This is a genomic window from Collinsella aerofaciens (genome assembly GCF_018785265.1).
Lineage (GTDB): Bacteria > Actinomycetota > Coriobacteriia > Coriobacteriales > Coriobacteriaceae > Collinsella > Collinsella aerofaciens_AI.
The window spans coordinates 70,372-85,589 of record NZ_WQPK01000036.1; the positions used below are offsets into that span (position 1 = coordinate 70,372).

The following is a 15,218-nucleotide window of genomic DNA, read 5'->3' on the forward strand; positions in this document are numbered from 1 at the left end:
ATTAGTTTATGGTGTCGCCCGCTAATCTAGCTGCAGAATCTATGTGCACACATTAATGAGACATGTCGCGGTATCATGACCTGAACCAAACGTGTCCACCTTAAGGAGCCCGCCATGATTAAGCCCATCATGAAATCCGAGTTCTTTTTGCGCCTGCCTTCCGAAGACGCGGGACCCGACGATGCCGCGACCGGGCAGGACCTCCTGGATACACTCCACGAGCATGAGCGCGAGTGCGTGGGCGTCGCCGCCAACATGATCGGCGTGCGCAAACGCATCATCTGCGTAAAGGACAGCAACAGGACACTCCTGATGTACAACCCTCAAATTCTTGAGCAGGTCAATGCCTATCAGACGAGCGAAGGATGTCTCTCGCTGATCGGCGAGCGTCCCTGTACCCGCTATCGCCGCATTAAGGTTGAGTATTTGGACGAGAACTTCGTCCACCGCATCAAAAACTTCTCGGGCTACACCGCCGAGATCATCCAGCACGAAATCGACCACTGCAACGGGATCGTTATTTAGTTCCGCCGATTCAAGAAAGCTCCCTGCAGCAAAGCAACTGCAGGGAGCTTTTCATAGTGCGGAACTTCTATCCCACTAGCTCTGGCGGTAATGGTCAAAGAAGTCGGCGAGGTCTTCGAGCGACTCTTTGAGCACTTCCATGCGCGGCAGGTACACGATGCGGAAGTGATCGGGCTCAGCCCAGTTGAAGCCGCCGCCGCGCGTAATCAGGATCTTCTTCTCGTGCAGCAGGTCAAGGGCGAATTGCTCGTCATCGGTGATGTTGAACTTCTTCACATCCATCTTGGGGAAGATGTAGAACGCCGCACGCGGCTTAACCACCGAGATGCCGTCAATCTTGTTGAGCGCCTCATACACAAAGTTGCGCTGCTCGTAGACACGGCCGCCGGGACGGATGTAGTCGTTGACCGACTGATGGCCACCGAGTGCCGTCTGAACGATTGACTGAGCCGGCACGTTGGAGCACAGGCGCATGTTAGAGAGCATGTTGACGCCCATGATGAAGTCGCTCATGCAGCGCTGGTTGCCCGAAAGCACCATCCAGCCAATACGATAGCCCGCAATCATGTGCGACTTGGACAGACCGCTAAAGGTAACGCAGGGCAGGTCGGGGGCGAGCGAGGCAATCGAGACGTGCTCGTAGCCGTCCATGCACAGGCGGTCGTAAATCTCATCGGCAAAGATCATCAGCTGATGCCTGCGTGCAATCTCGACGATGCCCTCGAGCACCTCGCGCGGATAGACAGAACCCGTGGGGTTGTTGGGGTTGATGATGACGAGGGCTTTGGTCGCGCTCGTGATCTTGGACTCCATATCCTCCAGGTCGGGATACCAATCCGCCTGTTCATCGCACAGATAATGTACGGGATGACCGCCAGCAAGGGTTGCGCACGCCGTCCAGAGCGGATAGTCGGGGCTGGGGATCAGAATCTCGTCGCCATTGTCGAGCAGCGCGTTCATCGAAAGCTGAATGAGCTCGGACACGCCGTTGCCCGTGTAGATATGCTCCATCTGAACATTGGGCAGGCCCTTGATCTGCGAATACTGCATGATCGCCTTGCGCGCGGAGAACAGGCCGCGCGAATTGGAATAGCCTTCGCAGTCGGGCAGCTGCTGGCGCATGTCCTTGATGACCTCATCGGGCGTGCGGAAACCGAAGGGCGCCGGGTTACCGATATTGAGCTTGAGGATGCGCTCGCCCTCGTCCTCCATACGGGCGGCCTCGTCGACGACGGGACCGCGCACGTCATACAGGACGTTATCGAGCTTGGTGGATTTAGAAAAAGTACGCATGGTGGTGCTCCTTGCAATTTGAGCTGAGGGATGGGGTTCGGGCTTGGAATCGTTACGGGGTGATGATGCCTCGCCTTGATCGGCGTCGCCGGCAAGCAGCCAGGTAACATCGACCTCCAAAATACGGGCGAGCAGCTCAGCCACATCGCGCCGCGGGATCGTCTTGCCGCTCACATATTGGCTCATCTGACTCTTGCCGAGTTTTTTGCCGAGCATCTCCGATGCGCGGATCACGTCCGACTGGCGAACGTCGCGATTGGACATAGTCTGTCGCAGGCGATCGCAAAACGTCTCTTGGGCCACAGGAACCTCCTTGCTGGCAAAGTTCAATTTATAGAACACGAATTGAACCAAGGTTCAATTTAGCAAGCAGTATAGCGCCGTACCTCATTCGTAAGTTCAATTTCATAAGAAAACGTACCGAACTCCGAGATTTGCCCAAAGCGGACAATGACGTGCACACGTTTAGAGGTATTCAAGGAATCGAGCAGCGGCAAGAGAAACGTCAGCCGTGCGATATATCGCATTGATCTGCCGATGGGGATGTCCCTCGAGTGGTCGCACGGCAACATCGAACTGACAGCGGCGCAAGATGAGCGCGGGAAGAATGCTCACGCCCAGGCCGTCCTCGACCATAGCCATAATCGCATAATCATCCCAGGTCGACAGCTTGGAGCACACCGTCAGCCCCGCCCGACGGAACAGCGGCGTAATCTCGTCATCGGTGCCGCGTTCTAGCAGAATAAACTGCTCGTTGGCTAAATCGGCAAGAGAAACGACCTCCGCCGTGGCAAGCAAAGAATCTGCCGGCACTACCGCCATCAACTCGTCGCGCACCAAAGACCGCGATGCCATGCCGTTTTCTCGTGGCTCACGCGGGATAAAGCCCAGGTCGCAGCGGCCTTCCGCCACCCATTGCTCAATCTCGGAGTAATCACCCATCAGCAGCTCGTAATCGACATCCGGATGATCGGCGCGAAAGCGCGCAATCACCGGCGGCAGCACGTGGGTCGCCACACTCGAAAACGTACCGATGCAGATTTTGCCGCGCATGAGCCCGCGCATCTCATCCACCCGTCGCTGCAAGCGAGTGAATTCCTCGCAGAGCGCCTCGACAGCCGGCATGACCTGCCGCCCGTCGGCAGAAAGCACTACGCCCTCGCGACTGCGGTCGAGCACCTTAAAGCCCCAATCGGCCTCAAGATCGGCCACCATGCGGCTCACGCCCGACTGCGAATAGCTCAGGCGCTCGGCAGCACGCGTAAAGCTTCCGGCGCGCACCGTCTCCAGCAGCGCCTGCATCTTTTGAATATTCGTTTCCACGGCGCCCCTCCACCTTTGCATGAGTTTTTGTCATGTTATCTATGCATTATATTCGCTTTTCTTCTAAAACCAGTTCACCCATAGTGAAGATGCTCAGATATAGAAGGGATGTCAGCGCATGAACAACGGGTTGTTTACGTACTTAGCAGCATTGCTATTGTTTGGCTCCAACGGCATCATCGCCGCTGCCATCGCGCTGCCGAGCTCGGATATCGTGCTACTACGCACGTTTTTGGGCGCACTCTCGCTTGTCACCATTCTCGCCGTCACCCAACGCCATAAGTTGCAGGCGCCATCTCGCCCCCGCGAAGCCGCAGCCCTCCTCCTCTCGGGAGCCGCGCTAGGCGCCAGCTGGATTTTTCTGTTCCGCGCCTACCAGACGATCGGCGTCGGCGTATCCTCGCTGCTGTACTACTGCGGCCCCATCATTGTCATGGCGCTCTCCCCGCTCATCTTTGGCGAAAAGCTGACCGGCGGCAAAATCGCCGGCTTTGTCGCCGTTGCTTGTGGTGCTTTTCTCATTGCAGCGCAAGGTCTAGGCGGCAATATGCCCATTGCGGGTATCGTCTGCGGTATCGCCTCGGCATTTTGCTATGCGCTGATGGTCATCGCTAGCAAGGGTGCGCCACACATCGAAGGCCTCGAGAACTCCACGCTCCAGGTGAGCGCCGCCTTTGCGACCGCGCTGGTCCTCACGCTCATCACGCAGGGCGCTCCCTCATTCCTGTCCGCCGGTGTCGCCGCCAGTATTGATTGGCGCGCCGTCATCATGCTCGGCGTCGTCAACACCGGCATCGGTTGCCTGCTCTATTTTAGTGCTGTCGCCAAGCTGCCCGTTCAGACCGTCGCGGTCGTCGGCTACCTCGAGCCGCTTTCGGCGGTCGTGTTCTCGGCCGTCCTTTTAGGCGAAGCCATAACACCGATCCGCCTGACGGGCGCCGCACTTATCATCGGCGGCGCGATTTTTTGCGAACTCGCCGGCAAACGCGCAAACGCCAAGGCTGGCATCGCCCAGACAGTGCGTGCTTAAAAGCCCCTGCTTTGAATGCTACCTGCGTAGATAAATAATCCCCAGCTGAAGATTATTGTCTAAAATAACCCGATGTGCCAAACTGCTCTTGTATATATAAAGACGGCATAAAGATTATCTGTCCTAGACAGATAACCAGATGTCCAAGGGAGTCCACGTGGCACACAACAAACTGGAGGCAAGCCCCCAAGACCAGCATGGTCAAGGCGGGCACGGAGCCATTCCCCTCTCCGCTGGCATGCTGCTCGTAACGCTCGGCGTCGTCTATGGTGACATCGGCACGAGCCCCATGTACACCATGAAATCAATCGTCGCCAACAACGGCGGCATCGGCACCGTCAGCGAGGACATGATTCTGGGCGCGCTTTCGCTCGTCATCTGGACCATGACGCTCGTGACCACGGTCAAGTACGTGGTAATCGCCATGAAGGCCGATAACCACAACGAAGGCGGCATCTTCGCCCTGTTTAGCCTGGTGCGAAAAGTAGCACCATGGCTGATCCTACCTGCCATGATCGGCGGCGCGGCGCTGCTCGCCGACGGCATCCTCACCCCCGCCGTCACGGTTACCACGGCCATCGAGGGCTTGCGCACTATCGAGTGGGGCCATGCGCTTTTGGGTGACGGCCAGACCAATGTAATCATCATCACCATCATCATTATCTGCGGCCTGTTTGCCATGCAACGCGCCGGTACCTCGTCGATCGGCAAGCTGTTCGGCCCGCTCATGACGCTGTGGTTCCTGTTCTTGGCTGGCGCCGGTCTGTTCAACATGCTCGGCAACCCGTCCATCCTGCGCGCGCTCAACCCCATCCGCGGCATCATGTTCCTGTTCTCGCCCATCAACCACTCGGGCATCATGGTGCTCGGCTTTGTCTTTCTGTCGACAACCGGTGCCGAGGCGCTCTACTCGGACATGGGCCACGTGGGCAAGGCAAACATCTATGCATCCTGGCCGTTTGTTAAAGCGGCCCTCATCCTCAACTATCTGGGTCAAGGCGCTTGGCTGCTCGCCAATAACTCCAACCCCCAGATGCTCGCAATGGATATCGTCAACCCGTTCTATATGATGCTCCCCGAGCCCCTGCGCCCCTTTGCCATCGTGCTTTCGGCCGTGGCGGCCATCATCGCCTCGCAGGCGCTCATCACCGGCTCGTTCTCGCTGGTATCCGAGGCAACGCGCCTCAACCTTATGCCGCACCTGCGCATCCACTACCCCAGCGACACCAAGGGCCAGCTCTATATTCCGCTCGTCAACAACATCATGTGGGTCGGCTGCATCTTCATCGTGCTGCTATTCCAAAACTCTGAGCGCATGGAAAGCGCCTATGGCCTCGCCATCACCGTGACCATGCTCATGACCACCACACTGCTGACGAGCTATATCGCCGGCATCCTCAAGCACAAGCTGGGTGCCTGCGTCTTCGCCCTGCTCTTTGGTGCCATTGAGCTGTGCTTCTTCGCCTCGTGCCTCACTATGTTCTTTGACGGCGGCTACGTCATGATCTTCCTGGCCGCGCTGCTGTTCGGCCTTATGTATGTGTGGCGCCGCGGCACCGCCATCGAGCGCACGCAAACGATCCTGCTGCCCGTCTCCAAGTACATCGATCAGCTCAACCGCCTGCGCAACGACGAGACCTACCCCGTGCTCGCCGACAATCTGGTGTTCCTCACCAACAGCCCCGACCCGCTCACGCTCGACCGCGACGTGCTCTATTCCATCCTGGACAAGCACCCCAAGCGCGCCAAGGCATATTGGTTCATCAACGTACACGTTACCGACGAGCCCTATACGCACGAGTATTCCGTTGAGACCTTTGGCACAGACTTCCTGTTCCGCGTACGCTTGGACCTGGGCTTTAAGGTCAATCAGCGCATCAACGCCTACCTGCGCCAGATCGTTGGCGACCTGATGGCATCGGGTGAGTTGCCGCCGCAACATCACACCTACTCCATCTACGAGACACGCGGCAACGTGGGCGACTTCCGTTTTTGCATGCTGCGCAAGATGCTTGCCCCCGAAACGGACATCAACCGCAATGACCACCGCGTGATGGCCATCAAGTACGCCGTCCGCCGCGCTTGCGGAAGCCCGGCGCGCTGGTACGGTCTCGAGAACTCTGCCATCATCATCGAGTACGTGCCGTTGTTTGCCCGCATGCGCCCGGCCGTTAAGCTCGTGCGCACCCAGGTGCCGCTCGAGGTTCAGATTGAAGAGGCCGAGGAAATGGAAGTCGACATCTTCTCGGACGACCTGGTCAACGGCAACGAGGCCGGCAAGAGCATGAACGTCGATCCCACCGAGCTGCTCGAGAGCGTCGCCGATACGCCCGAGCAACAGCAACTCGACGGACTCGAGAGCACCCAGCTCAACGACGCCAACTTCTAGCGACGTCATAAATCAACGACAGCGGCCCTGCACCTCACGAGAGACGCAGGGCCGCTTTGCATTGCAGTAAAGCTAACGGCTACGAACGACGCGGCTCGGGAACCACGAGCCTATCGGGGCTTGCGCCCTCGGCATCCATCAGGCTCACGTAGCGAATCGACGGATCCCCATACATCGCGTAGTAATAATTGCCCGTGCGCGCGCTAAAGCATCCGGTGTAGATAGTCTTCTCGAACTTGCCATCGCCCATCCTGGACGCTCCCTCGATCATCACCACGCCCTCGAGCGAGCGGAACATGCGAACGACGTTTTCGGTCTCGCTCTCCTTTTGCGGATAATTGGCATTGAGGTACGCCGCCTTTACAAAACGGCTCGGCGAATAGCAGTCACCCGGAATACCGCGCATGCCGGCACCCGCGCCATAGGGCTTGAGCTCGGCGCCACGCCATGTCGCCGTCTGCGGAAAATCGCTTGTGGCGGTGATATAGGTGCGGAGGTTTTCCATGTGCCACGGGAAGGTCGGCTGGTTGGCAAGGGTGTCGACCGGATCGTCGTACACATACAGGCCGTCAGCCATCATCTCGACCACGATGCTGCGCTGGCTGTCGCCGATAATCCAATGGAGCAGCGACACGCCCAGTCCCTCTCCGGCAGATTTGGCAACAATCACCGTGTCGCGCAGCGCGGCCTCGACCTCATCGACCGTCGAGAACGTCGCTGCCACCCACAGGGGAAACTCATAGGCCGCGATATTGGTCTTTCCATCAACCGGCCCCTCGGCATACTCGGCATAACCCGGGAAATTGAGGCCCGCTACGGCGAGACCCGCATCGTTACCGCAATCGAAAAACATGGGATAGTTCTTGTAATCGATGCACATACCGATCACCGCGTGTGCCGCTGTCGCGTCGTCGATAAACGAATACGGAATGTGAAACCCGCGCGGCATCACGCGAACCTGTTGGCCGTAGTCAAAGCTCCAGTCGAGATTGCGGCCCAGATACATGTGGCCAGAATTATCGGTAAATCGAATACTCGTACACATAGCGCCTCCTAGCTTTACGTTCTTGCTAATTTCATTGTCTCCAAACAAAAAGGCGCTAAACACAAAAGCCCGGACATGACAACAATGTCACGCCCGGACTATTCAAGCTGGATAAACTCAACCAAGTTAACCCCGCAGGTCGTCTAAGGGGTCAAAGTGCCGCAGATTGCCACGAAAGAGGAGCGCCGCGTACTAACGGTACGCAAGCGACGATTGAGCGGCAAGGTGCGGTGCTTTGATCCCCTTAGACCAACTTTCCTAGACAGTGGTCGATCATATGCTGGACCATTTGTGCCTCAAAGCCCGCATAGTCGCGGCGGCACTCCTTCATCTTGCCGTCGACGATCTGGTCAAAGGCAACCTTGCACTTGATGTAGCGCGTGGACTTGGTGACCTCCTCGTGCGTCAGGCAGCTCTCCTCCATCTTGCTGGCGCCCAGGCCAAACACCAGACGGGGGTTGTAGAGCACGTGGGGCTCGCCGGCATCGTCCAGGTAGACGCAAACCTTCTTGGTGACGCCAATCTGGTTAGCGGCAAGGCAGCCGGCATCGTCGAGCGACTTGATGGTATCGATCAGATCCTGAGCAACCGACTCGTCCTCGACGGTCGCAACCTCGCAACGCTGGGACAGGATAGCCTCGTCGTGGCAGAGCTCTTTAATCATACATTCCTCCATAGGGGTCGTTGTAACCGCTTAAGTATACGGTACCCACACATTTTCATACGGAAAATACCGCCCGTCCGTTACAAAGCGCCGAACATCAACATGCGAGGAACAACAGCGTCGTAAAGGGGCTATAGTAGTTGAGTTCGTGTCAATCGGCCTAAACTCGGGGCCGAACAAGGAAAGGGTATGCATGGACGAACTTTTTCACGTCAGTGAGCGCAAGTCCACAATCGGGACCGAACTCCGCGCTGGACTGACAACATTCCTGGCGATGGCCTACATCATCGCCGTCAACCCCGCGGTGCTCTCGGGCGCTGGCATCGATGCGGGAGCGCTCGCCTGCGCCACCTGCCTGGGCGCCGGCATCATGACCATCTGCATGGGCATCTTCGCCAACCGCCCGCTCGCCTGCGCGTCGGGCTTAGGCGTCAACGCGATGATCGCCGGAATCACCACCACCGTCTGCGGCGGTGACTGGCACGTGGCCATGAGCGTCATCTTCCTCGAGGGCGTCGTCATCTTGCTGCTCGTGCTTTGTGGCCTGCGCGAGGCCATCATGGACGCCATCCCGGTTGTCCTGCGTCATGCCATCTCGGTGGGTCTGGGCCTGTTTATCGCCATGATCGGCCTGTGCGACGCTGGCATCATCACCGCTGGCGCCGGTACGCTCGTCGGCCTGGGCGACATCGCCTCCCCCACCTTTATCGTCGGCATCATCTCCATCGTCGTGACGGTTGCCCTGGCTTCCCGCAACGTGCCGGGCTCGCTGCTCATCGGCATCGTCGTCGCCGTCATCGCCGGTATCCCCCTAGGTGTGACCCAGGCTCCGACCGGTATCATCGCCCCGCTCGACTTCTCGAGCATCGGTGGCCCCATCGCCGACGCCGGCGGCATGCCCGCCATCGTCAAGGTCCTTACCGACCCCGCGCTCCTCGTCATCTCGTTCTCGCTGCTCATGAGTGACTTCTTCGACACCATGGGCACCGCGATGGCCGTGGCCAAGCAGGGCGAGTTCCTCACCGACGACGGCAACGTCGAGGATATCAAGGAGATCCTGATCGTCGACTCCGCCGCCGCTGCTGTGGGCGGTTTCATGGGTGTCTCCTCCATCACCACCTTCGTCGAGTCCACTTCCGGCGCCGCTGACGGTGGCCGCACGGGCCTCACCTCCGTCACCACCGGCGTGCTGTTCATTCTCGCCGCGTTCTTCTCCCCCATCGTCACCATCGTTTCCAGCGCCGCCACCTGCGGTGCTCTGGTCTACGTCGGCTACCTCATGATGAGCGAGGCCTCCGAGATCGACTGGTCCGACGTGTCGCAGGGTTTCCCGGCGTTCATGATTGTCGCCGGCGTGCCCTTCACCTACTCCATCTCTGCCGGCATTGGCCTGGGCTTTATCGCCTACGTGGTCGTCGCGCTCTTTAAGGGCGAGGCCTCCAAGATCAAGCCGCTCATGTGGATCGCAGCCCTCGCCTTCCTCGTCTACTTCTTCGTGGCGTAACGGCATAGTCTGCTAAAGCAAAACAACAAGGCGCGGAATCGCATCGAGCGGCTCCGCGCCTTTCTTTTAGCGTCTGCCCCCGTGTCAGCGTGCGACAATTGAGGCTGTCAATTATCACAACACTGAGAGAAGCCTGCCTTGGAAGCGCATCATAAGCAGATAACCGTTTATTCAGAGTGTGCGGAAGGCGCGCCCGTCATCTATCTCCCCGTGGTTATGGGCAACGGTAGTGAAGTCTACGAGCGCTGCCGAGAGCTCGACTGCCCGCCGTTCACCCTTGTCGCCATTGGAGGGCTCGATTGGAATCGCGAGCTGAGTCCCTGGGAATGCGACGGAACTATACGAGATGCCGAGCCCTTTGGCGGACAGGCTGCTGGTTTTCTTGACGAGTTGTTGAAGCAGATAATCCCCCAGGCCGAATCATCGCTCCCGCAACCGCCCGCCTGGCGCGGCGTTGCCGGCTACTCGTTGGCGGGTCTTTTTGCACTGTGGGCACTTTGGCAAACAGATGTCTTTGAGCGCGTGGCGAGTGCATCGGGGTCGCTGTGGTTCCCCGGCTTTATCGACTACGCGCGCGAGCGCACGATGACGGCTACGCCCGACGCCGCCTATCTGTCGCTCGGTAAAAAGGAAACCAAGACGCCCAACCGCATGATGCGGCACGTACTCGACGATACGCGCGCGATGGAAAAGCTGTTTATCGAGCGCGACATCCCAACAACGCTGGAGCTCAACCCCGGCAATCATTTTGCCCAAACTGACCTGCGCATGGCGCGCGGCATCCACTGGATACTGACGCATTAAAAATGGCGTCCACGCGCACATACGCATGGACGCCATTTTTAATTTGGCTGAACGCAGCTACTATTCAGTAGTCTCCTCAAGCTCGGAAGTATCGAACTCAAAGTCATTACCGGGCAGGATGGCGTTGAGCACAATGCCCACCAGCGAGCCCACGGCAAGGCCCGAAAGCGAAATCGTCACGCCGCCCAGCTCCAGCACGATGGCACCGGCGGTACTGTAGGCAATGCCGAGCGAAAGCACGAGCACCAAAGCCGCAACCAGCACATTGCGGTTGTTCTGGAAATCAACCTGGTTTTCGATAAGGTTGCGAACGCCCACGGCACTGATCATGCCGTAGAGCACGAGCGACACGCCGCCGATTACACACGCCGGCATGGCGGCGATCACGGCAGCAAACTTGGGGCAGAACGAAAGCACGATGGCGCAGCAGGCGGCAATGCGAATCACGCGCGGGTCGAACACGCGCGTCAGGGCAAGCACGCCAGTGTTCTCGCCATACGTCGTATTGGCGGGGGCGCCAAAGAGCGATGCCAAGATGGTCGCCAGGCCATCGACGAGCAGGGTACGGTGCAGACCGGGATCGGCAATGTAATTGCGTTCGCAGGTAGAGCCAATGGCGGAGATATCGCCAATGTGCTCAATCATGGTCGCAAAGGCCAGCGGCATGATGGTGATGATGGCCGTCGTGGCAAGACCGCTATCGAGCTGCGGTCCAAAGAGCGCAAACACGGTGTTGTCCCACACGACGGGCAAGCCAACCCAGGGGGCAGCTGCGACGCCAGAGAAGTCGACCTCACCCAACGCAGCCGCAACGGCATAGCTCACCACCACGCCCAGCAGAATCGGCACGATCTTGACCATGCCGCGGCCCCAGATGTTGCAGATGATGATCACGGCCACAGCGATAACGGCGACAAGCCAGTTGGTCTGACAGTTGGCAATGGCAGAGCTCGCTAGGATCAGGCCGATGGAAATGACGATGGGGCCGGTCACCACCGGCGGAAAGAAGCGCATGACACGTTTGGCGCCAAATGCGCGGAACAGCGCCGCCAGCACCGGATAGAGCAGGCCGGCGCAGGCAACGCCCAGGCAAGCGTAGGGCAAAAGCTCGGCCTCGCCGTTGGATGCAATGGCGGCATAACCCGCGATAAAGGCAAACGACGAGCCCAGAAACGCGGGCACCTTACCACGCGATAGAAAATGAAACAGCAGCGTGCCGATGCCGGCGAACAGAAGCGTCGCCGAAACGGAAAGGCCGGTGAGCACGGGCACGAGCACCGTGGCTCCGAACATCGCAAACATGTGTTGCAAACCCAACACGAACATGCGCGGGCGGCCGAGCGATGATGCATCGTAGATGGCATCGGTGACGGCGGGCGTCGAGGATTGGGACATGGAAGTCCTTTCATGATGGAAGGGCGATCAGGCATATCGGATAACCTGCCCGAACGATACGATCCGGACCATTGTACGTGATACGTCATGTCTCGCGCGCGCCGTCACCTGCAAGCGGTAGCGTTACTTCCAAACGCGCTCGGCAATGCGCTTGACCAGCGCGATCTTTGCCCACTGTTCGTCCTCGGTCAGCTTGTTGCCAATCTCGCAGCTGGCAAAGCCGCACTGGGGCGACAGGTACAGGTTCTCGAGCGGCACATACTTTGCGGCCTCGTGGATACGTTCGACGATAACGTCCTCGTCCTCAAGCTCAGCCGCCTTGGTGGTCACCAGACCCAGCACGACCTTCTTGCCGGGAGCAACGTACTTGAGCGGCTCAAAGCCACCGGCGCGTGGCGTATCGAACTCAAGGTAGAACGCGTCAACGTTCTCATGTACGAACAGGTACGGCGCAATGGGATCGTAACCACCCTCGAAGGCATACGTGGAGTGATAGTTGCCGCGGCACACGTGCGTGTTGATAACCAGATCGTCGGGCTTGCCCGCGATGGCGGCATTGTTGAGCGCCACGCCCAGCTCGCTCACCTTTTGCAGGTCAACCGGGCTCATGCCGGTCTTGGACACAAAGTCGGTATCGCAATAGATGCCCCAGGTGCAGTCATCAAATTGGATGTTGCGGCAGCCTGCTGCGTACAGGTCGGCGATCACCGTGCGATAAGCGGCCGCAATGGCGTCGGCAAGTTCCTCATCGGTCTTATAGACAGCGCGCAGGCTCTCCTGCTGGCCGTCGCAGCGATCGAGCGTGACCTCAGAGAACGTCTGGATCGGCGCCGGAATGGTCTGGCGTGCGACCTGGCCCTCCCCCTCAAGCGCCTTGACGAACTTAAAATGCTCGACGAACGGGTGGTTCTCGCCGCTAATGGGACCAGTAACCACGGCGGTGTCGGCCGTCGTCTCCTCATCATGGAACATATAACCCGTGCGTGAGGTGCGGCGCTCAATGCCGTTAAGGCCCCACATAAAATCGAGGTGCCAGTAGCTGCGGCGGAACTCGCCATCGGTGATCACCTGCAGGCCGGCGGCCTTCTGCTTGGCCACCAAATCGCGAATGGCATCGTCCTCGACGGCCTTAAGGCCGGAAGCGTCGAGTTTACCCGCGACATAGGCGGCACGGGCGTCCTTTACAGCCTGCGGACGAAGAAAGCTGCCGACGATATCGGCGCGAAACGGCGCGTTCGGTTGAATCGAAGTGCTCATAGATATCTCCCTTTGCATTGGTTGCTTTACTGGGACAGAGTATGAGCGCTCATATGACCATCGTAAAATATACGTTTATAACAGTTTGATATAGATGTTTCCTATATCAGTCTGGACTGTCATAAAGAGACTTGAACCGTGCGGAGCACAGCAGCCTAGATATGCTGACGAATCGCGTCGATATAGGCCCGACCGTAGCGCGTAAGCGTCGTGTTCTTGCGCGTGATGATGCCAATCTCCATGTACTCGTCCACGTCGAGCGGAATCGAGATAATGCCGGGGCCGTTGAGCTCGTGGCTGATCACGCCCGAGCATACCGTGTAGCCGTTGAGGCCCATGGCCAAATTGAACAACGTCGCACGGTCGCGCACGCGGATATTTTTGCGACGCTCGAACGTCGAGGTCAGCTCCTCGGAATAGTAAAACGAGTTGTAGCTGCCCTGCTCGTAGGACAGGAACGGGTAGTCTTCCAGATCCTCGAGCGTCACGCTGGAGCGGTCCGCCAGCGGATGGTCGGCGCAGACGAAGACATGCGGCGTGGCGCAGAAGAGTCCTTCGAACACGAGCTCGTTGGCCACCAGCATGCGCTCGATGACCTCGCGGTTGTGCTCGGACAGATATAGGATGCCCAGCTCGCTTTTCATGTGCGCGACATCCTCGATAATCTCGTGGGTCTGTTCCTCGCGCAGGGTAAAGTCGTAGCGCGCGGCATCGAACTCGCGGATCACGTCGACAAACGCGTTGACGGCAAAGGAATAATGCTGGCAGCTCACACTAAAGTGCGGCACCTGCTCGGATGCGCCCTTGTACTTGCCCTCGAGCAGGTCGGCCTGGTCGAGTACCTGGCGCGCATAGCCCAAGAAGGTCTCGCCTTCCTCGGACACAATGACGCCCTTGTTGGTGCGCTCAAAGATGTGCACACCCATCTCGTTTTCGAGATCGCGAATCGACGCGGTAATCGAAGGCTGCGACACAAAGAGCCGGCGCGAGGCCTCGGTAATGCTGCCGCATTCGGCAACTTTGACGACATATCTGAGCTGCTGGAGCTTCATGGCTGTCTCCTTAGCTGTTAGTGAGATTCGCGTCGGCAGTACCCGGCAGGCGCATAAACGGCGGCATCTCCCCCGTCGCGGCGCAGGCGGCAATCTGATGCAGGACTCCGGCGACCGCATCATCCACCGCGGCGCCGATATGCCAGCGCGCGGCAGCCGTGACGGCCTCGTTGGCATTGGCGACTGCAACGGAGTTGGGAACGGCATCGATCATGGGCAGATCGTTATCGGAATCGCCAAATACGGCCACCTCGTCGGGCGTCAGGCTCAAGGCGCGCGCCAGCTCCAGCGCAGCGCAGCCCTTGTCCCAACCATCCGGAAGGATGTCGAACAGGCGCACTCGGTTGTTGGGAAACACAAGCGAGAGTTCCGGCACCTCAACGGCAACGCGCTCGCGTAGCTCCGCGAGCTCCTCACGCGAACGGGCACTCCAGATATTCGCCTTAAACACCGGCGCGCCATCGACGACGGGACGACACGGGGCCTCTTCGCCTTTGAGCCACGCATTGCCGCCCGACTCCATAGCGCGACGCACACGCTCGGGATTGCTCGTCACGCAATAGGCATCGTTGCCCCAAAAGTCATCGCCCAGGCTGTAGACTTTTAGAAATGTATCGTCGGTCTCTTGCTCCAGATAGTCAGCCAAACGCATCAGAGCATCGTTGTCGATTGCGCGCGAAGCGACTACTTCGCCGTCGACAAACATCACCTGGCCGTTACAGAACGCACCGGTCGAAAAACACTCGGAACGGTTTTTGAACATCCAGCCCATCGCGGACGGCTGACGACCCGAAACCGGCCCAAAGTGCAGACCCGCCGCCTGCATGGCATGAATACCCTCAATGGCGTAGTCGCTGGCGCCGTCATGCCCGGCTGGAATCAGCGTATCGTCCATATCGGTCAGCACAAGTTTAATCATAAGGCCCCCATTCGTATC

The 15,218-nt window shown here is 58.8% G+C and carries 13 protein-coding genes; 5 read left to right on the forward strand and 8 right to left on the reverse strand.

Annotated features, from left to right (window positions below; translation table 11 throughout):
- Positions 1 to 114 precede the first annotated feature (114 nt).
- The gene (locus GPK42_RS06180) at positions 115 to 525 is read left to right on the forward strand and encodes a peptide deformylase (protein ID WP_215694242.1); all 411 of its coding nucleotides are present in this window, start codon (positions 115 to 117) and stop codon (positions 523 to 525) included.
- A 75-nt stretch (positions 526 to 600) separates the two neighbouring features.
- Here GPK42_RS06180 and GPK42_RS06185 read toward each other — a convergent pair whose 3' ends face one another.
- Together GPK42_RS06185 and GPK42_RS06190 are read right to left on the reverse strand one after the other, a co-directional pair.
- Complete coding sequence (locus GPK42_RS06185) at positions 601 to 2,082, reverse strand: aminotransferase class I/II-fold pyridoxal phosphate-dependent enzyme (protein ID WP_275950433.1); 1,482 nt, start codon at positions 2,080 to 2,082, stop codon at positions 601 to 603.
- 201 nt (positions 2,083 to 2,283) lie between these two features.
- Complete coding sequence (locus GPK42_RS06190) at positions 2,284 to 3,141, reverse strand: LysR family transcriptional regulator (RefSeq protein ID WP_338404340.1); 858 nt, start codon at positions 3,139 to 3,141, stop codon at positions 2,284 to 2,286.
- 118 nt (positions 3,142 to 3,259) lie between these two features.
- On the opposite strand from GPK42_RS06190, the gene GPK42_RS06195 reads away from it, so the two are divergent.
- Together GPK42_RS06195 and GPK42_RS06200 are read left to right on the forward strand one after the other, a co-directional pair.
- Positions 3,260 to 4,171 (forward strand): DMT family transporter, encoded by a 912-nt coding sequence (locus GPK42_RS06195; protein WP_215694246.1) that lies wholly within the window; start codon positions 3,260 to 3,262, stop codon positions 4,169 to 4,171.
- 139 nt (positions 4,172 to 4,310) lie between these two features.
- Entirely contained in the window at positions 4,311 to 6,560 is a 2,250-nt protein-coding gene (locus GPK42_RS06200) for a KUP/HAK/KT family potassium transporter (RefSeq protein ID WP_215694248.1), read from the forward strand.
- Positions 6,561 to 6,639: 79 nt separating this feature from the next.
- Here the strand turns inward: GPK42_RS06200 and bsh are convergent, their stop codons facing one another.
- Together bsh and GPK42_RS06210 are read right to left on the reverse strand one after the other, a co-directional pair.
- Positions 6,640 to 7,605: a choloylglycine hydrolase gene (gene bsh, locus GPK42_RS06205; RefSeq protein WP_195919494.1), complete on the reverse strand. Its 966-nt coding sequence runs from the start codon at positions 7,603 to 7,605 to the stop codon at positions 6,640 to 6,642.
- Between the two features lie 244 nt (positions 7,606 to 7,849).
- The gene (locus GPK42_RS06210; RefSeq protein WP_195919495.1) at positions 7,850 to 8,269 is read right to left on the reverse strand and encodes a peptide deformylase; all 420 of its coding nucleotides are present in this window, start codon (positions 8,267 to 8,269) and stop codon (positions 7,850 to 7,852) included.
- A gap of 193 nt (positions 8,270 to 8,462) precedes the next feature.
- On the opposite strand from GPK42_RS06210, the gene GPK42_RS06215 reads away from it, so the two are divergent.
- Both GPK42_RS06215 and GPK42_RS06220 read left to right on the forward strand, forming a co-directional pair.
- The gene (locus tag GPK42_RS06215) at positions 8,463 to 9,773 is read left to right on the forward strand and encodes an NCS2 family permease (RefSeq protein WP_215694253.1); all 1,311 of its coding nucleotides are present in this window, start codon (positions 8,463 to 8,465) and stop codon (positions 9,771 to 9,773) included.
- A gap of 138 nt (positions 9,774 to 9,911) precedes the next feature.
- On the forward strand, positions 9,912 to 10,577 hold the full coding sequence (locus GPK42_RS06220) for an alpha/beta hydrolase (protein ID WP_195544252.1): 666 nt from the start codon (positions 9,912 to 9,914) through the stop codon (positions 10,575 to 10,577).
- A 60-nt stretch (positions 10,578 to 10,637) separates the two neighbouring features.
- Here the strand turns inward: GPK42_RS06220 and GPK42_RS06225 are convergent, their stop codons facing one another.
- The 4 genes from GPK42_RS06225 to GPK42_RS06240 all read right to left on the reverse strand — a co-directional run bounded on the left by GPK42_RS06225 (position 10,638) and on the right by GPK42_RS06240 (position 15,200).
- Entirely contained in the window at positions 10,638 to 11,972 is a 1,335-nt protein-coding gene (locus GPK42_RS06225) for a uracil-xanthine permease family protein (protein ID WP_215694255.1), read from the reverse strand.
- Positions 11,973 to 12,095: 123 nt separating this feature from the next.
- On the reverse strand, positions 12,096 to 13,229 hold the full coding sequence (locus GPK42_RS06230; protein WP_252200152.1) for a 5-methyltetrahydropteroyltriglutamate--homocysteine S-methyltransferase: 1,134 nt from the start codon (positions 13,227 to 13,229) through the stop codon (positions 12,096 to 12,098).
- A gap of 155 nt (positions 13,230 to 13,384) precedes the next feature.
- Positions 13,385 to 14,281, reverse strand: a complete 897-nt coding sequence (locus tag GPK42_RS06235; protein ID WP_055286633.1) for a LysR family transcriptional regulator — start codon at positions 14,279 to 14,281, stop codon at positions 13,385 to 13,387.
- Positions 14,282 to 14,291: 10 nt separating this feature from the next.
- Positions 14,292 to 15,200, reverse strand: a complete 909-nt coding sequence (locus GPK42_RS06240; protein ID WP_055286635.1) for an HAD-IIB family hydrolase — start codon at positions 15,198 to 15,200, stop codon at positions 14,292 to 14,294.
- Between the last annotated feature and the right edge of the window lie 18 nt (positions 15,201 to 15,218).